Source organism: Jutongia sp., from assembly GCF_057878315.1.
Map to the genome: position 1 here is coordinate 1 of NZ_DBLXSO010000023.1, position 19451 is coordinate 19451.

Below are 19451 nucleotides of genomic sequence, written 5' to 3' on the forward strand. Positions count from 1 at the left end.
TGGTAGTGTAGTCTACTCTCATGTAAAGCGAAACGACGAACAGCGTCTCGATAACCTCTACTACGATGGTGAATGGAACCAGGCAACCTTCTGGATTGATGGCATGGTTCTTCAGATGGAACCGGTATTGTCCGCACAGGTGCTTCAGGCTCCGGCACAGTCTCTGATCGATCAATATCTGCCGGATGGTGCTAAATTCATCGGATGGGATATTGATGGAGACGGAAAGGCAGATAAGCTGCCGGCAACCTTAACCGCTGATCTGAATGCTTATGCGGTTTATGACACACCAATACAGAGTGTATCATTGCCGGAGAGTGCAGAGGTCGAGGAAGGCTATACAAAGAAGCTGACTGTGACATATGCACCGGAGGAGTACAGTCACGATGATACGTTACTCTGGAGCAGCTCCGATGAGACAGTCGCTACGGTGACAGAGGATGGCACGGTGAAGGGTATCGCACAGGGAGAGGCTGTGATCACGGCAGCCCTGAAGGAAGATCCATCGATCAAGGCAGAGTGTACCGTGACGGTAACGCAGGTTAAATATGGAATTAAGCTGAGTGAGTATCAGAAGGAATTGAATGTGGGAGAAACCTATCAGATCCCGGCAGAGATTGTTGTGCCAAAGGATGATACCGATACCACAGAGTGGATCAGCAGCGATGAGAGTGTGGCAACAGTTTCCGAAAACGGAGAAGTTACCGCGGCAGCACCGGGAGAGACAGATATTCGGATACGTCATGGCAGTATTGATGAGGCACATTACACGGTACGGGTATACGCGCCACTGCAGTCGATCGCCTTTAAGGAAACCATCGAGCAGATGAATGTCGGCGATGAGAAGAAGCTGCAGATAACATATGATCCGGTAAATACCTCTGATGATAAGAGTGTGACATGGATCAGCACAGACCGCAGTGTATTGTCGGTAAATGCCGATGGCACTGTGACGGCAAAGGGACCGGGACATGCGAAGATCATTGCGCTGGTCAACGGCAGAGGATGTGAGATGGAGGTGGAAGTTTTCGCACCACTGCAGTGGATCAAGCTGAACACCGCAACCGGAACCCTGCGTCTGGAGAGAAAGAAGGAATTAAGCGTAATCTATGAGCCGGAGAATACGACAGATGATACAACGGTTCAGTGGGAATCCTCTGATCCATCCATTGCGACAGTTGATGAAAACGGTGTTGTAACAGCAGTTCAGACCGGAAAGGCAACGATCACGGCAACGGTAGGAGATAAGACAGCCTCTTACGAGGTGACCGTAGTCGGTTTGAAGGATGATAAGACAGGAATCATTGTCAGCAATTCAGATGACAGTGAGATGGATAAGGACATGACACTTGGTGTGGATGAGATCACCAAGGAAGTATTGCAGAAGAAGTATCCGAAGGGATGGGAACTGTTCTGGAAGATCATTCAGGAAATGATCAAAGCGGCAAAGGGACATAAGCCTGTGACGCCGATCTTTGATATCAGTCTGTATGAAAATGAGGCTGCGGTCCAGCCGGGACAGAGCGTGGATGTGGAGATACCGGTTCCGGATGGTGTATTGACGGAGGATGCGGTGATTTACCGTATCGAGGAAGACGGAACGATCACTGACATGCATGCAAAGTACCAGAACGGCAAGTTTACCTTCCAGACCGAGCATTTCAGCGTTTATGCGCTGGGAACAAAGTCCGAGCAGATATACACAACCGACATAACGCTTGATCAGGATGAGCTGGCACTTTGTCCGGGAAAGACGGCAACGCTTAGTGCCATTGCCGCACCGGAAAATATTACCAAGCCGGGAATCAACTGGAAGTCATCGGATGAATCGGTTGCCATCGTTTCAGAGGATGGCGTGATAAGCGCTGTTGCAGCAGGAACCGCAACGATCTCTGCGATTGCGGCAGATAATGAAGAAGTGACCGCACAATGTCTTGTCACAGTGGGACATAGCTACGGGGAGCCGATTGTGATCAAATATGCGAACTGCTCCGAGACAGGAAAGGCAGTGGAAGTGTGCGGCGGATGCGGTGAATCAAGGGAGATTATTCTTCCAATCGATTCGGATGCACATGTCTGGGGAGAGGAATATGTGATTGACAGAGAGGCTTCTGAGGACGAAGAAGGACAGAAATCGATCCACTGTACTCTGTGTGATGCAATCAATCCGGAAAGTATCATTATGATACCGAAGGTAACGCCGGCACCGACCGAGACGCCTGTTCCAACGATAGAACCGACGGAGACACCGACAGTGAAACCGAGTGAGACACCAGTGCCAATGGAAACACCGACAGTGAAACCGAGCGAGAGTCCGAAGCCAACAGAGACGCCGGTACCGACAGAAACGGTAACACCGACAGCAAAACCGAGCGAGAGCACAGTGCCGACGGTAACACCAACGGTGAAACCGGGTGAGAGTCCTCAGCCAACGGAGGCGGTAACGCCGACGGCAAAGCCGAGCGAGACACCGGCACCGACAGGAACGGTAACACCAACAGCAAAGCCAAGTGAGACACCAGTGCCAACAGAGCCGGTAATACCAACAGTGAAGCCGAGCGAGACACCAAAGCCAACAGAGACGGTAACGCCGACGGTAAAGCCGAGCGAAACACCGGCACCAATACCAACTCAGCCGGCAGCACCGGATGGAACATCACAGCCACTTCCTTCACTGGATCAGGGGATGGTATCGCCGGATCCTTCTCATGGGGACACCGTATCCGTTGGAACAGTGTTAGTGAAGGACGGTGTCACCTACCGGATCACGGCGGATGACACTGTGGAGTATCAGAAAGCAGATGCAAAGGCGAAGGGGACGGTAGTTATCCCGGCAACAGTAACACTGCAGGGAACAACATACAAGGTGACCTCCATTGCAGCAAAAGCGTTTTATAATAACAAAAAGCTTAAGAAGATCGTCATTGGTAAAAATGTGGTTCAGATTGGCAAAAAAGCATTTTACGGATGCTCAAATCTGAAAAACATTGTGATCAAGACGAAGGAATTCACTGCCAAAACAGTCGGAAAGAAAGCATTTTATAAAGTACACAAAAAGGCTGTTGTAAAGGTGCCGAAGAAATGCAAAAAACAGTATAAGATTTGGCTGAAGAAGACGGGGATTACCGGTCAGAGAAAAATTCGCTAGATAATATGCTAAAATGTATATGATGTAGTGAAAATAGAAAAGCGGACATCACACAAAAATGTGGTGTCCGTTTTTTGGTACAGAAGGTTTCCGTGCCACATCCTTTTCTCCTTGACGAAAATTTCTGTTTTTGCTTAAATAAACATGACAAACAATCATTGAAGGTGAGAACATGATAAACGAAAAATTTCTATTGGAAGATAAACAGTGCGTGATACATGGCAGCTCGGATGCGGAATATATTTTGATCCAGCCGGTGAATGAACATGAGATGGCTCAGTTGGAGAAGGAAGCTTCTATGATCGGTGACAGGGTGACGGAACCGGTCGTACTGGCGGCATTTCTGGTACGGGACTGGAATCGGGAGCTTTCACCGTGGGAGGCACCGTCTGTGTTCGGGACGGAGGGCTTTGGCACCGGAGCGGCTGGCACGCTTCGGTTTGTGCAGGAAAGCTTCGTGCCGTTTGTGGTGAAACACTACGCAGCAGCTTCTGATGTGCCTGTGGTGCTTGGCGGCTATTCACTTGCAGGACTGTTTTCACTTTGGAGTGCGTATCAGACGGATCTGTTTGCGGCGGTTGCGGCAGTGTCTCCGTCAGTATGGTTTCCAAAGTGGGATGAATATGCGGGGAAGCATGCCGTACAGACAGAACGGATTTATTTAAGTCTTGGCAAGAGAGAAGAGAAAACGAGGAACCGGGTTATGGCAGCGGTGGGAGACCGCATTCGTGAACAATATAAACAATTGCAGGAGCAGGGGATCCAGACAACGCTGGAATGGAACGAAGGGAATCATTTTCAGGAGTCGGATGTCCGATGTGCGAAAGCGTTTATATGGTGTGTTCGTAATTTGGAACATTCGTGATTTGGTCTGTCCATAATATGGGACAGTACTGCGGTGGAAAAGATATGATCTGACAGGAGGATATTTTGATGACAGGAGATAAAGTAATAAGTGCGTTGATCGGACTGGTAGGTGCGGTGTCCAACAATGGCAGGACAGAACAGACAGATGAGGTGATCAGGGAGGCTTTTTTGCATCTGCGTGAGCCGGACAGGGAAGAGGATATGGTGAGGCAGATCCATGCGGCAAAGAATGTGATCGCACCGGACTGTGCGGTCTGCAAAAATCCCTGTGGAAATACCTCGGATTATGACATGACGCAGTTTTATGGCGCGGATGAGAAGGTGGTCGGCGCAAAGCAGAAGCTGATTGAGACGATCTGTGGTGTGATGAAAGAATCGGGAGAGATGACGGATTCTGTTTATCGTGGAATCGCGTATCTCGGATATCCGGTGCAGCCGGAGGAGTGTGAAGAGCTGCAACAGGAAATTCAAGAGGTCTACAAATAATACAAAATATTTTGTGAAAAAGTTCTGACGGAACATGAGATGCTCCTTTTTGGAAAAACAGGTAGAATCATAAAAACTGTTTTCCGAAAGGGGGCATTTTTCTTAGAATAGACAGAATCAAAAGTTTGTGGTATGATGCTCTATAGTTTTTTTCAAAATTTGAGTGAAAGAAAAGTGATTTTAAAGTCGAAAGAAAGGTTAGGTTTTTATGAGAAAGATAAGTAGTATTTTGATGACAGTGCTTCTTGGAGCATTGTGTTTGACAGGATGTGGAAGTACAGACAATAATACGGCTGCAGACAGGAATGTTTCCTCGGCGGCGGTCTCTTCTCCGGCAGCGGATGCAGAAAGCAATGTGGCTTCTGATAACGAAGACAGCGATCTGCTTTCCGGTAAGCATCATATTAAGATCAAGGTGAAGGATTACGGAACTATTTCTGTCGAGCTTGATGCGGACGTGGCACCGATCACTGTGACGAATTTTGTGGATCTTGCCAAAGACGGATTTTATGACGGTCTGACATTTCACCGGATCATTTCCGGATTTATGATCCAGGGTGGTGATCCGCTGGGCAATGGTACCGGAGGGTCAGACAAGACGATCAAGGGGGAGTTTTCTGAGAACGGCGTTGAGAACAGTATTTCCCATGTGCGTGGTACGATTTCCATGGCACGGTCGCAGGATTATGACAGTGCCAGCTCTCAGTTCTTTATTATGCATAAGGATAATCCGGGACTGGATGGTCAGTACGCTGCTTTTGGAACTGTGACGAAGGGCATGGAGGTTGTTGATAAGATCTGCGAGGATACACAGGTTGAGGATGAGAATGGTACGGTTGCCGCAGAGAATCAGCCGGTGATCAAGAGCATCAAGGTGATTGATTAAGTGAGAAGCCAAACGGTTCAGACAAGTCGGAAGAATTTCTGATTTGTCTGACCGTTTTTTGTTTTACATAATTTTTTACGGAAATAAGCCGCAATTTCCGAACATATCTCTGTCCGGGAAATGGACTTTTGTGGCTGGAATCTGTATAATAAATAAAAAACAGGAGTATATTGAAGGGAGTAAGTACAGTGAAACGAAGAATGAAATGGAAATGTTTTATGCTGGCAGTGGTATTACTGCTGGAGACCTGCGCGGGAAATGACCTGCAGGCAGAAAGGAAGATGGCAGCGGATTTTGGAATGAATATCAAAAAGGTATATGCATCACAACAGTTACCGAATGATAAGAAGCAGCAGAGTCTGAAAAAGGCAGAGAATACAGAAGAAAGTGTGCAGCCGGCACAGACTGTGACACCGTCGGCAACGGAACCTGCAACAACGGAGCCGTCGGAAACAGAGCCGGCAGTTACCGGACCTGCAACAACAGAACCATCAGCGACAGAGCCTTCCGTAACAGAACCTGCAACAACGGAACCGGCTGTAACAGAACCGGCGAAAACAGCGACACCACCGGCAACCCGGACACCGGCTCCTTCAGAGGGTGCAGTTACCGCTTCTCCGGTTCCGATACCGACAGAGATGGTCGATCTTGAGCCGGGACGCGTGGCAAAGCTTTATTTTTGCGGAAGAGGACGTCACAAGGTGACGGTTTCCTGGAAGAAAACAGCTAATGCGACATCCTATCTTGTATACCGCAAGGCTTCCGGACAGGAGAAGTATACTTTGCGGGCAGAGGTGACCGCTCATAAATATCTGGATAAGTCTCTTACTTTTAACAAAAAGTACCGGTATCAGGTAGTAGCAGTGAATAAGACGGATGGCATCAGAAAGGCAGCCGGCAGAACAGGAACCTATAATAACCGCACCATTGTGCAGACGGATCATCAGAAGTACAGCTATGCGGAGATGTCGGCAGATATTCAGAAATTACAGGATAAATATCATGGGATCGTACATACCAGTGTGATCGGAAAGAGTGAAGATGGTAGAAATCTTTATGATGTAGTGATCGGTAATACGAAGGCATCAAAGACCCTGCTTGTGGTTGCCAACCTTCATGCAAGAGAGTATATGACCTCTGAGCTTTGCATGGATCAGATTGAATATTATCTGGAGAATTATTATACGGCAAGAGAGGGTGGAAGCTGGAAGAAGACCTTTGATAAGATTGCTGTTCACTATGTACCGATGGCGAATCCGGATGGCACAACGATCTCGCAGTTTGGAATCAAGGGCATACGAAGCGCAGCTTTGCGAAAGCGTCTCCGGAAGCTGAAAAGCGGCAGCACAACGATCTGGAAAGCCAATGCAAGAGGCGTTGATCTGAACCGTAATTATCCGGTGCGTTTCCGCAAGCAGGGAAAGCGCGGACCGATGGGCTACAGCGGACCGAAAGCATGTAGCGAGAGTGAGACCCGTGCGATTAAGAAGCTGACAGATCAACTTCGTTCAAAAAAGACACTGCGCGGCGTGATCAGCTATCATGCGATGGGTTCGATCATTTTCGGTGGAAGCGGTCTGGGCGGCACGCTCCAGAAGAATACAGACAGGCTGTATTATCAGTCGAGACGGCTGACGGGCTATGCCAGTGCGGTGGGCTATCATTCTTCATCAGGAGGAGACGGCAATTTCCTTACCTATATTCATGAGGTTACAAAGGTGCCGGGAATCACTCTGGAGGTTGGACGCTACACCTGTCCGGGACCGGCAAGAGAATATCCTTCCGTATGGAAATGCAATAAAATGGTTGTAATACAGGCAGCGAAGCTGTTTCGTTAGGAATACAGGACAATAAACAAATGGAGGAAGCTGATATGGAGAGAAACGGAGAGAATTTACAGATTAACTTTCACGGGAACAAACTAACGCTTGCGTTGGATGAGATCAAGTATTTTGAAGGAAGAGCGATGCGTGTGTTTGTAACGATGATGGATGAGCATCAGATCAGCTTCGACGGGAATCTGGATGAACTGTGGGAGTTGTTGGACGGCACGCATTTTGTGCGGTGTCATCCGAATTATCTGGTGTCCTGTAAGGCGATCGTGGCAGTCTATCCGGCGCATATTCTGTTAGATAACCGTCTGATTGCGATCAGTCCGTATTATCATGAGCTGATCTGCAGCAAGGTGGACGAGCTGCAGATGTGGCTGCGTCAGAGAAAGGCGAGAGAGGAGTGGGGGATTCTTCAGGGGATTTCCGGTACCTATGAAGGAACATTGATCCCGATACGAAGGGACGAGGATGTCGTGATCGGAAGAGATCCGGAGGAGGCAGACGTGATATTTGAGACGCCGGAGATCAGTCGTAAGCACTGCTCGATCAGTTATCTCGGACCGAAGGAGGGTTTCCTGATCGCTGATTTTTCCACCAACGGAACCTATGTGCTGGGTGGGGACGAGCTGCCGGAAGGACAGCCGGTGCAGGTGCCTGTCGGAAGCCGTATCTCGCTCTCCAACGGTAAAGCCGTGTTTGTTCTGGTATAAGAAATGCTCATAATATAGTGTTAATTGAGGGCAAAACGCTGGTTTTGCCCTTTTGTTCTGGTATAGGAAAATGCTCGTAATGTGGTGGAAGGCCAACGAGAATTGCGAAGCAATTCTTGGAGGGCAAAACGCTGGTTTTGCCCTTGTTCTTGTTTAATGATGTCATGTTGAGTCTCAATAAACTACTGTTATTGATAAAAAACGGCAGTATCACTAGCATGAAAAAAGTGTAAATTTTTTGTTAAGTTCGCTGTTTTCCGACAAAAATGAACCTCCCATTCTTTACATTTGATTTTTTAAGTGATAAAATGTTATCAGAAACTATATTAAGGAGGATTCTATACAAATGGCAAGAGCTAAACAATCTATGGATGGAAATACCGCCGCAGCTCATGTAGCGTATGCCTACACAGAAGTAGCAGGTATCTATCCTATCACACCTTCCAGCCCAATGGCTGATTCCGTTGACCAGTGGTCAGCAGCAGGACAGAAGAACATCTTCGGTAATACCGTTAAGGTTGTAGAGATGGAGTCTGAGGCAGGTGCAGCAGGTACCGTACACGGTTCCCTTGCAGCAGGTGCACTCACTACTACATTTACAGCATCTCAGGGTCTTCTGCTGATGATCCCTAATATGTATAAGATTGCCGGTGAGCAGTTACCATGTGTATTTGATGTATCTGCACGTACAGTATCTACACATGCACTGAATATCTTCGGTGATCACAGTGACGTTTACGCTTGTCGTCAGACCGGTTTTGCTATGCTGGCTGAGACAAACCCACAGGAGGTTATGGACTTAAGCCCGGTTGCACATCTTGCATCACTCGAGGGCAAGGTTCCTTTCATCAACTTCTTCGATGGTTTCCGTACTTCTCATGAGATTCAGAAGATCGAGAAGTGGGACTATGAGGATCTGAAGGAAATGTGTCCAATGGACGCTGTTGAGGAGTTCCGTGCACATGCACTGAATCCTGAGCATCCGGCAGCTCGTGGTTCTCATGAGAACGGTGATGTATTTTTCCAGCATCGTGAGGCTTGTAACAAGGCTTATGATGAGCTTCCTGCAGTAGTAGAGAAGTACATGGGCAAGATCAATGAGAAGCTCGGTACAAACTATGGTCTTTTCAATTACTATGGTGCTCCTGATGCAGATCGTGTTATCATCGCAATGGGTTCCATCTGTGATGTTGCAGAGGAGGTAATTGATTACCTGACAAAGGCTGGCGAGAAGGTTGGTCTTATCAAGGTTCGTCTGTATCGTCCATGGTCTTCAGAGGCACTTCTTAAGGTGATCCCTAAGACAGCTAAGAAGATCGCAGTTCTTGATCGTACAAAAGAGCCTGGTTCTCTTGGTGATCCTTTATACCTTGATGTTGCAGCTACTCTTCGTGAGGCAGGTCTTAATGACATCGTTCTGACTGGCGGACGTTATGGTCTTGGTTCTAAGGATACTCCTCCTTCATCAGTATTTGCTGTTTATACAGAGCTGAAGAAAGATGCTCCTAAGCCACGTTTCACAGTTGGTATCGTAGATGATGTTACCAATCTCAGTCTTCCTGAGGTTAAGCCGGCTCCTATCACTTCTGCACCTGGTACAAAGGAGTGCAAGTTCTGGGGTCTCGGTGGAGATGGTACTGTAGGTGCTAACAAGAACTCTACAAAGATCATCGGTGACCACACAGACAAGTATATCCAGGCATACTTCCAGTATGATTCAAAGAAGACCGGTGGTGTTACAATTTCTCACCTTCGTTTTGGTGACAACCCGATTAAGAGCCCATATTACATCAACCAGGCTGACTTCGTAGCATGTCATAACCCTGCATATGTGATCCAGGGCATGAAGATGGTTCAGGATGTTAAGCCGGGCGGAGTATTCATGATCAACTGCCAGTGGTCTGATGAGGAGCTTGATAAGCATCTCAACGCTGAGGCTAAGAAATATATCGCTGACAACAATATTCAGCTTTACACGATCAATGCAATCGATAAGGCAATCGAGATCGGTATGGGTAAGCGTACCAACACAATTCTTCAGTCTGCATTCTTCAAGCTGGCTGACGTAATGCCGATCGATGACGCTGTAGAGTTCATGAAGCAGGCAGCTAAGAAGTCTTACTCTAAGAAGGGTGACGCTGTCGTAGAGATGAACTACAAGGCAATTGATGCCGGACTTGATGCAGTACACAAAGTAGAGATTCCGGATTCTTGGAAGAATCCTGCTCCAGATGCTCCTGCTAAGGAATTAGAGGGACGTCCGGAGGTTGTTAAGCTTGTTAAGAATCTCCTTGAGCCGATCTCTAAGATGGATGGTGACAGCCTTCCTGTATCTGCATTCGTTGAGAATCCGGATGGACAGTTCGAGACAGGTGCTTCTGCATACGAGAAGCGTGGTACAGCCGTAACAGTTCCTGTATGGGATCCTAACACATGTATCCAGTGTAACAACTGTGCGTTCGTATGTTCACATGCAACAATCCGTCCATTCCTCCTTTCTGAGGATGAGGTTAAGGCTGCTCCGGAGCAGATCAAGCTTTCTGATACAAAGCCTAAGGCTGGCGAGTACAAGTTCGTTATGAGCGTATCTCCTCTGGATTGTATGGGATGTGGTGAGTGTATCACAGTATGTCCTAAGGCAGCAGACGGTGCGATCAAGATGGTACCACAGGAGTCACAGGCAGATCAGCAGCCGGTATTTGATTATCTGGTAGCTAATGTTAGCAAGAAGGACAGCGGATTTGCAGATACTACTCCTAAGGGAAGCCAGTTCAACCAGCCACTCCTTGAGTTCTCAGGAAGCTGTGCAGGTTGTGCAGAGACATCTTATGCACGTCTCGTAACACAGCTGTTTGGTGAGCAGATGTACATCTCTAACGCAACAGGATGTTCTTCTATCTGGGGTAACCCGGCTGCAACTTCACCATATACAGTAAACAAGGACAGCAAGAAGGGACCGGCTTGGTCTAACTCACTGTTCGAGGATAACGCAGAGCATGGTCTTGGTATGTATGTAGGTCAGAAGTATCTTCGTGACCAGGCTATCGAGACTCTGAAAGAGATCGCAGCATCTGACGATGCATCCGCTGATGTTAAGGCTGCAATCGATAAATACCTTGAGACAAAGGATGACACTAAGGCAAACGTTGAGCCTACCAAAGCACTGATCGCTGAGCTCGAGAAGTGTGGCTGTGAGAAGTCTAAGGCAGTACTTGCTAAGAAGGATTATCTTTCTAAGAAGTCTGTATGGATCTTCGGTGGTGACGGTTGGGCATACGATATCGGATTTGGTGGTCTCGACCACGTACTTGCATCCGGTGAGAATGTAAACGTTATGGTATTCGATACAGAGATGTATTCTAATACAGGTGGACAGGCATCTAAGGCTTCCAACATCGGTGAGGTTTGTCAGTTCGCTGCTGCCGGTAAGGAGATCGGCAAGAAGTCTCTTGCAGAGATCGCTATGAGCTATGGCTATGTATATGTAGCACAGATTGCTCTTGGTGCAAACCCTGCACAGGCTGTTAAGGCAATCGCTGAGGCTGAGGCATACAACGGACCATCCCTGATCATCGGTTATGCTCCATGTGAGCTTCACGGAATCGCTAAGGGTGGTATGAACCACTGTCAGGATGAGATGAAGAAGGCTGTTAAGGCTGGTTACTGGAACCTCTTCTCATTCAACCCTGCTCTTAAGGCAGAGGGCAAGAATCCATTCAGCTTCACATCTGAGAAGGGTGTAAACTTCGATGATTATCAGGCATTCCTGAACAACGAGGCTCGTTACACTCGTCTGATCAAGCCATTCCCAGAGAGAGCTGAGAGACTGTTCAAGGAGTCAGAGGATGCTGCAAAGGCTCGTTATGAGCATCTGCAGAAGCTGGTAGAGCTTTACAAATAATTCTGCCATGACTTTAAGAACGATCGGAGCTTAATCTGATATATGTAACTACGAGGAGGTTGTTGCAATTATGCAGCAGCCTCCTTTTTGTTATGTCAGAAAATTTGTTGTTTTCTGATACAATAAAAAAGGTTTGAAGAAAAGGCGGCACCTGCTGTATACTTTGTGTGGAAGGAGTGGAGAACATAATATGAAAGATAATAATATATTAATAACAGAAATGATTCGTTATTATGCCGGTGATCCCAAACGGATCCAGCATTTTATAAAGGTATATACGTTCGCCAAGATGATCGGGGAAAAGGAGAAGCTTCCTGCCGGGGAGCAGTTTATACTGGAGACGGCGGCAATCGTACATGATATTGGAATCAAGCCGGCTGAGGAGAAATTCGGTCAGTGCGGCGGTAAGCTGCAGGAGAAGGAGGGACCGGCGGCAGCGCAAAAGCTGCTGACAGCATTGGGCTATCCGGAGAAGGTGATTGCAAGAGTATGCTATCTGGTGGGTCATCATCATACCTATGACGGCATTGACGGTATGGATTATCAGATCCTGGTGGAAGCGGATTTTCTGGTGAATCTGTATGAGGACGGGGTGTCCGGCGAGGCGGTAGAGCGTGCGGGAGAGAAGATATTCCGGACGAAATCAGGCACGGATATTCTTGAAACAATGTTTCAAAAATAAACAAAATCGTTAAAATGGGTTTTCAAATCGGCGATTTTGTGATAAATTGATTGTCGGAGCATTATCAAAAGATAATGGAGGCAGATATGCCGGGATCGGATTGATCCGGGCGGCAGGATTACGAGATTGAGAATAAAGGAGTCAGAAATATGATTAAGGTAGTAAAATTTGGTGGAAGCTCTCTGGCAAGTGCAACGCAGTTTTCAAAGGTTGGCAAGATCATCAAGGCTGATCCGGAGAGAAAATTTGTTGTTCCAAGTGCACCGGGCAAGCGGAACGACAAGGATACCAAGGTTACAGATATGCTGTATGCCTGCTATGCGCTGGCAAAGGAAGACAAGAGCTTTAGCAGTGCATTAAAGAAGATCAAGGATCGTTATGAGTCTATTATCAACGGACTTCATATGAAGCTGTCCCTCGACGAGGAGTTTAAGACTATCGAGAAGAACTTCGCAGAGAAGGCAGGAGAGGATTATGCAGCATCTCGTGGTGAGTACCTTAATGGTATTATCATGGCAAATTATTTGGGATATGAGTTTGTGGATCCGGCAGATGCGATCCGTTTTGACGAGGACGGTAATTTTATGCCGGAGGAGACCGACAAGCTGTTAAAGAAGCGTCTCAAGGGTGTTGAGAGAGCGGTTGTACCGGGATTTTACGGTGCAAAGGCTGATGGCACGATCAAGACATTCTCCAGAGGAGGATCTGATATTACCGGTTCTATCGTATCAAGAGCCGTACATGCAACAAGCTATGAGAACTGGACAGACGTATCCGGATTCCTGATCGCCGATCCGCGTATCATTGACAATCCGGAGCCGATCAAGATCATCACATACCGTGAGCTTCGCGAGCTCTCTTACATGGGTGCGAGCGTGCTTCATGAGGACGCCGTATTCCCTGTTCGTCAGGCTGGTATCCCGATCAATATCCGTAATACCAATGCACCGGAGGATGAGGGTACATGGATCGTAGAAAGCACCTGTCATCATTCTGCATACACGATCACCGGTATCGCAGGTAAGAAGGGATTTGTTGCCGTAAATGTTGAGAAGGATATGATGAACTCCGAGGTTGGTTTCGGACGTAAGGTTCTTACTGCATTTGAGGAGAACGGTATTAACTTTGAGCATATGCCGTCCGGTATTGATACCATGACAGTATTTGTTCATGAGCCGGAGTTTGAGCAGAAGGAGCAGAAGGTGATCTCCGCGATCCATCGTCTGGCACATCCGGATACGATCGATCTGGAGGCCGATCTTGCTCTGATCGCTGTCGTTGGACGCGGCATGAAGTCAAACCGTGGTACTGCCGGCAGAATCTTTTCCGCGCTGGCACATGCCAACATCAATGTTAAGATGATCGATCAGGGATCATCCGAGTTAAACATCATTATTGGTGTCAGCAACGAAGACTTTGATGATGCGATCAAGGCAATTTACGATATTTTTGTCACAACCCAGCTGTAATAAATGTTCTGTATTCTGGGGATAATAGAAAGATATGATAAGGAATGGAGGGATTGTTATGGCAGTAGTACATGTAACAACAGACAACTTTGAACAGGAAGTAATGCAGTCTGATAAGCCGGTACTGATCGACTTCTGGGCATCCTGGTGCGGACCTTGTATGATGCTTGGTCCTGTGGTAGAGGAGCTTGCCGGAGAAGTAGACGATGTCAAGATCTGCAAGGTCAATGTGGATGAGCAGATGGATCTGGCACAGCAGTTTAAAGTCGTCAGCATTCCGATGCTGATCCTCATCAAGAACGGTGAGGTCACAGCGAAGGATATCGGAGTCAAGAGCAAGGATGAGCTTTTGGCATTTATGCACCAGTAATAGTACGAATAAAGATAAAGCAGGCGTTTTTGGCCTGCTTTATTAGTATATTGCATTTTTGAAACAGAAGGAAATACAGAGATCAGGAGGGCTTATGGCAGACAAAATATATGATGTGTTGATCGTGGGAGCAGGAACAGCCGGGTTGTCGGCAGCGATTTATGCACTGCGGTCCGGTAAGAGTGTGCTGGTACTCGAGGAGAAAATGTACGGCGGACAGATCGTTGTGACTCCGGAGATCGAGAATTATCCGGGTATTGCAAAGATATCCGGTTTTGAATTTGCGCAGGGACTTTATGAGCAGGCGAAGAATCTCGGCATGGAGTATGAGACCGGTAAGGTTACGGCACTGAAACGGGAATGCAACGGTGACTCTGCGGAGCTTGAGGTGGCAGAACTTTCGCCGGACGAAGAGGAATGCAGCCGTGATATTTTCAAGGTATCGGTAGAGCAGGGCGGTGAGCAGAAGCTGTGCCGGACGAGAAGTGTGATCCTTGCGACCGGAGCGAGAAATCGTCCGCTTGGTCTTAAGAATGAGCGGGAGATGATCGGACATGGTGTGTCTTACTGTGCGACCTGTGACGGCATGTTTTTCAGGGGACGTAAGGTGGCGGTTGCCGGAGGCGGCAATACGGCATTGGAGGATGCTTTGTTTCTTGCACAGTATTGTGAAAAGGTCTATCTGATCCACCGGCGCGATACGTTCCGTGGAGAGCCGGAGAAGCTTGCACTGTTAGAGACAAAGGAGAATGTGGAGATCTTGCGGTCCTGCACAGTGACAGGAATGGAGACGGATGAGAACGGCAATCTGGAATCGCTGCATGTCTGGAATAAGAAGCAGGAAAAGGAGCTTTTAGTGCCGGCGGCAGGGCTGTTTGTGGCGGTAGGACAGATGCCGGAGAATCAGGAGTTTGCAGAGGTTGCGCCATTGGATGAGCAGGGATACATCAAAGCAGGTGAGGACTGTAAGACAGCGACAGAGGGTGTATTTGTGGCAGGAGACTGCCGGACGAAGACAGTGCGCCAGCTTACGACAGCAGCCGCAGATGGCGCGGTTGCTGCATTGGCGGCATGCGAATATCTCGGATAGCGCGCCTTACCCCTGCGACGGATTGTTGCGGTATTTTAACGGCGGCATCCCCATAAACTGCTTGAACTTGCCAGAGAAGTAATTGCCGTCCGGATAGCCGCTGCGGATCGCGATCTCCGTGACCGGAAGATCTGTGCTTCGCAGCAGGCGTGCGGCAGAGCGGATGCGCAGTGTGTGCAGATATTTCAGGGGACTGGTGCCGTAGATCTCGTGGAAGACACGCCGGAAATGACGGGACGACATGCCGGACATGGAGGCTAACTCTTCGACGGAGATATCCTCGCGGAAATGGAACTCCATGTAGGCGACTGTGTTGGCGAGCGATACGGTATTATCATCGGATTCTCCGCTTTTGTCAAAAAGGCGGGACAGCGAGGTGATCATCTGAAGGAAAAGACCGCTTGTCATCGTCTGGTATCCGGCAGAGTGTGATACATATTCGTGATGGATCCGTGTGATCATCTGATCGAAGGTATCGAAAACATCCGGCGCCAGATGAATGCGGGACTGAAAGCCGTTCTGCTGTGTCAGGGCAGGTTCAATGACGAAGAGTGAATGATAGCCGGGCAGCGATTTGATATCACCAAAGTTCTTTAAGAAATAGTCCGGTTGAAACATAATATTACAGATCCGGAAATGACGCGGATCCTTATAGGCGTGGGATGTATTTTCGTTGATGACAAATACATCCCCTTTTTGGATCGGATACTCCTCATCATTGACAATGTGGGTGGCGTGACCGCCCAGCACAAAAACAAGCTCCGAGAAGTCCGCATGGTTGTGGAGAAACATGTTCTCGTCATGATGACCATACTGGATATAGAACGGAAAATCCTTCTGTGTGGTAAAGTAATGAAGATGCATTTCTGATATCATAAAACTCCTCCCGGATGGTGGCCTTAGCTGCTGTATTGTTATGTCCGAAATACAAAGATTAGTGTCCGTATTCCTCTAGTAGATTCGCATTTGATTTCGTATGATTATACTACAACATAACAAATGTGTCAAAGAAGAAAACAGCGCAAAATGCTGTAATAAAGCGGGGTTTCGAATGAGACGTTTGTTGTGACACAGCGAACAATATACGAAATAAAACGAATGGAGGACAACGAAATGGCAAATCCGTATTTACCAAGTTGGGAGTATATCCCGGATGGAGAACCGAGAGTGTTTGGAGACAGAGTTTATGTGTATGGTTCCCATGACCGTGTAGATTCTGCCGAATTTTGTGATTATAAACTGAAGGTATGGTCAGCGCCTGTGAATGAACCGGGCAAATGGGTGTGCCATGGTGATGCGTTCCACACAAAGGCAGACAGAGACCATTCTTCCGATGTAGACTGGTCCGAGAAATGTCTTTATGCACCGGATGTGGTGGAGAAGGACGGCAAGTATTATCTGTATGCATACATTCTTGATTCCAAGGGCTGTGTGGCAGTGAGCGACAGACCGGAGGGACCGTTTGAATTATTGTCCCGTTATGAGTATAATATCCCTAACCATTACGATAACGGTACTTTTATTGATCCGGGCGTGCTTGTGGATGATGACGGCAGAGTTTATGTGTACTGCGGATATCTCGGCTCCTACATGTGCGAGATCGACGGAAGCAACATGTATCAGGTGATCGATGGAACCTATCAGGAGAATATCATTCCGACCGATGAGCCATGGAATTTCTTCGAGGCGTGTTCACCGAGAAAGGTAGGAGATACCTATTATCTGATCTATTCCCCGAAGCGTGGCTGCCAGCTTGCCTATGCAACCTCAGATTCTCCGACAGGACCGTTTACATATCGCGGATATATCGTGGATAACGGCATTGATTTTCCGGGCGGCAATAACCATGGATCCATTTGCAAGATCGGGGATCAGTGGTATATTTTCTATCACCGTATGACCAACGGAACGATTATGTCCCGCAGAGGCTGTGTGGAGAAGATCGAGATCCTTCCGGACGGAACGATCCCGACAGTAGAGATGACCTCTCTGGGCTTCGAGGATTCCTTGAATCCTTATGAGCAGACACAGGCTGACACCGCCTGCGTGCTGAAGGGCAGCGAGCAGCTGATGATCACACAGATCGATGCATTTACCAGAGTGATCACCAACATCACCGAGGGCTGTGTGATGGGCTGGAAGTATTTTGATTTCGGCGAGGATCACACCAATGGGACCATGACATTATCCCTAAAGATGCAGCCAAGAGGATGCAGTGGGCGAGTGCATGTATATCTGGATGACCCGGTAGACGGTGAGAAGATCGGTACCGTTGAGTTTGGCACGGGAGATCATGTGGCAGAGGGCATCATGCGTATGGTGACCGGCAGACATGCAGTATATTTTGTGGCAGAGGATGCGCACAGCGGATGGGCAAAGAACAGCTTTGTGAACAGACAGCTTCTGGATCTGGAAGCATTTGTTTTCCGTAAATAAAAGATGTTAATGATAACAGAAAGGAAAGATTATTATGAAGATCAGTAATCCGGTTCTTCGGGGCTTTTATCCGGACCCGAGTGTATGTAAGGCGAATGGAAAGTATTATATGGTATGCAGCTCGTTTGAGTATTTTCCGGGCGTACCGATTTTCGAGAGTGAGGATCTGGTTCACTGGACACAGATCGGTCATTGTCTGACGAGAAGCACACAGGTAGATTTAGAGCGTATCAACAGCTCCGGCGGTGTCTTTGCACCAACGATCCGTTACCATGAGGGACGCTTTTACATGGTGACTACCAATGATACATATCACAAGAACTTTTATGTGTATACCGATGATATTTACGGTGAGTGGTCAGAGCCTGTTTTCGTGGATCAGGGAGGCATCGATCCGTCCCTGTTCTTTGAGGATGGCAAGGCATATTTCATGAGTAACGGAAGCGATGAGGACGGCAAGGGCTGTATTTTCCAGTGCGAGATCAATATTGCGACGGGAGAGCGTCTCACTGAGAGCAAGCCGATCTGGAAGGGGAATGGCGGACGTTATCTTGAGTCACCGCATCTGTTCCATATCGGGGACTGGTATTACATCACTGCTGCAGAGGGTGGTACCGAGTATGGTCACATGATCACATATGCGAGAGGAAAGAGCCCATATGGACCATTCGAGTCTTATCCGCTCAATCCGGTTGTGACAAACCGCGATCTCGGTGGTCATCAGAGCCGCATTCAGGGAATCGGACATGGCGATCTGGTGCAGACGGACGATGGAAGCACATTTATCGTGTGCCTGGGCTTCCGTCAGGAGGGCATGTGGATGCCGTTCCATCATCTGGGACGAGAGGTGTTCTTAGTGCCGGTACAGTGGCAGGAGGACGGCTGGTTTACTGCCGGTGTTAATGGTACGGTGGAAGCAGAGATGGAGATGAACCTCAATGCAGCCGGCGAGGATACCTGCTATGATGTTTCCTTTGAAAAGCTTGGAGCAGACAGCTTAAGATGGTGTCATCTGAGAGCTTATGATAAAGAGAACTATCAGTTTACCGAAAACGGTGTGAACCTTCGAGGCAATCACTATACGCTCGATGATGTGGATGCGCCGACCTTCCTCGGCGTGCGTCAGTCCGAGTTTGACACGACACTCGATATTACCGTGGGTGGCAATTCACCGGAGGCAGGTATTACCTTCTATCTGTGTGAGGATCACCACTACGACCTTTATCTGACACAGAAAGACGGTGTGAAGAAGGCTGAGCTTCGTTTGACAACCGGTGATGCACAGTGTGTAAAGGCATCAAAGGCACTGGGAGAGGGACAGCAGGAGGTAAGCTTCCATGTAGAGTCTGAAGGAGAATTTTATACATTCTTCGCAGAGCTTGCCGGAGAGAGCGTGGAGCTTGGGAAGGCGAGAACAAAGTATCTTTCCTCTGAGGTAGCAGGCGGCTTTACCGGTACGGTAATGGCAATGTATGCGATAAATCCACAGGAAGACAAGGATGCGTGGGGAACCTTCCGTGACCTTGAGTGGACCATGAGAAAATGGGTTGATTAGACGAAATCTCTGTGATATG

General features: G+C 48.0%; 14 protein-coding genes. 13 read left to right on the top strand and 1 reads right to left on the bottom strand.

Going from position 1 to position 19451, the window contains the following annotated elements:
- From ACZLMD_RS07115 to ACZLMD_RS07165, 11 genes are all read left to right on the top strand, one after another.
- The coding region (locus ACZLMD_RS07115; protein WP_489495420.1) for an Ig-like domain-containing protein at positions 1-3148 on the top strand (3148 nt) is incomplete at its 5' end.
- A gap of 172 nt (positions 3149-3320) precedes the next feature.
- The gene (locus ACZLMD_RS07120; protein ID WP_489495422.1) at positions 3321-4013 is read left to right on the top strand and encodes an alpha/beta hydrolase; all 693 of its coding nucleotides are present in this window, start codon (positions 3321-3323) and stop codon (positions 4011-4013) included.
- A 68-nt stretch (positions 4014-4081) separates the two neighbouring features.
- Complete coding sequence (locus ACZLMD_RS07125) at positions 4082-4501, top strand: hypothetical protein (RefSeq protein WP_489495424.1); 420 nt, start codon at positions 4082-4084, stop codon at positions 4499-4501.
- A gap of 208 nt (positions 4502-4709) precedes the next feature.
- Positions 4710-5387 (top strand): peptidylprolyl isomerase, encoded by a 678-nt coding sequence (locus ACZLMD_RS07130; RefSeq protein WP_482522173.1) that lies wholly within the window; start codon positions 4710-4712, stop codon positions 5385-5387.
- Positions 5388-5575: 188 nt separating this feature from the next.
- Positions 5576-7225, top strand: a complete 1650-nt coding sequence (locus ACZLMD_RS07135; protein ID WP_489495426.1) for a M14 family zinc carboxypeptidase — start codon at positions 5576-5578, stop codon at positions 7223-7225.
- A gap of 35 nt (positions 7226-7260) precedes the next feature.
- Entirely contained in the window at positions 7261-7929 is a 669-nt protein-coding gene (locus ACZLMD_RS07140) for an FHA domain-containing protein (protein ID WP_158577178.1), read from the top strand.
- A gap of 346 nt (positions 7930-8275) precedes the next feature.
- Complete coding sequence (gene nifJ, locus ACZLMD_RS07145; protein ID WP_489495428.1) at positions 8276-11830, top strand: pyruvate:ferredoxin (flavodoxin) oxidoreductase; 3555 nt, start codon at positions 8276-8278, stop codon at positions 11828-11830.
- A gap of 190 nt (positions 11831-12020) precedes the next feature.
- Positions 12021-12512: an HD domain-containing protein gene (locus tag ACZLMD_RS07150; protein ID WP_118560191.1), complete on the top strand. Its 492-nt coding sequence runs from the start codon at positions 12021-12023 to the stop codon at positions 12510-12512.
- 149 nt (positions 12513-12661) lie between these two features.
- Positions 12662-13981 (top strand): aspartate kinase, encoded by a 1320-nt coding sequence (locus tag ACZLMD_RS07155; RefSeq protein ID WP_482521739.1) that lies wholly within the window; start codon positions 12662-12664, stop codon positions 13979-13981.
- Positions 13982-14039: 58 nt separating this feature from the next.
- Complete coding sequence (trxA, locus tag ACZLMD_RS07160) at positions 14040-14351, top strand: thioredoxin (RefSeq protein ID WP_022306769.1); 312 nt, start codon at positions 14040-14042, stop codon at positions 14349-14351.
- 106 nt (positions 14352-14457) lie between these two features.
- Positions 14458-15441, top strand: coding sequence for an NAD(P)/FAD-dependent oxidoreductase (locus ACZLMD_RS07165; protein ID WP_482521742.1), 984 nt, complete (start codon positions 14458-14460; stop codon positions 15439-15441).
- 6 nt (positions 15442-15447) lie between these two features.
- Here ACZLMD_RS07165 and ACZLMD_RS07170 read toward each other — a convergent pair whose 3' ends face one another.
- Positions 15448-16317 carry a helix-turn-helix domain-containing protein gene (locus ACZLMD_RS07170; protein WP_482523638.1) on the bottom strand — a complete coding sequence of 290 codons (870 nt, stop codon included), beginning with the start codon at positions 16315-16317 and terminating at the stop codon, positions 15448-15450.
- 237 nt (positions 16318-16554) lie between these two features.
- Here ACZLMD_RS07170 and ACZLMD_RS07175 point away from each other — a divergent pair, with 237 nt between their 5' ends.
- Entirely contained in the window at positions 16555-17877 is a 1323-nt protein-coding gene (locus tag ACZLMD_RS07175; protein WP_482521737.1) for a family 43 glycosylhydrolase, read from the top strand.
- Positions 17878-17911: 34 nt separating this feature from the next.
- Positions 17912-19432, top strand: a complete 1521-nt coding sequence (locus ACZLMD_RS07180; RefSeq protein ID WP_022306765.1) for a glycoside hydrolase family 43 protein — start codon at positions 17912-17914, stop codon at positions 19430-19432.
- Positions 19433-19451 lie beyond the last annotated feature (19 nt).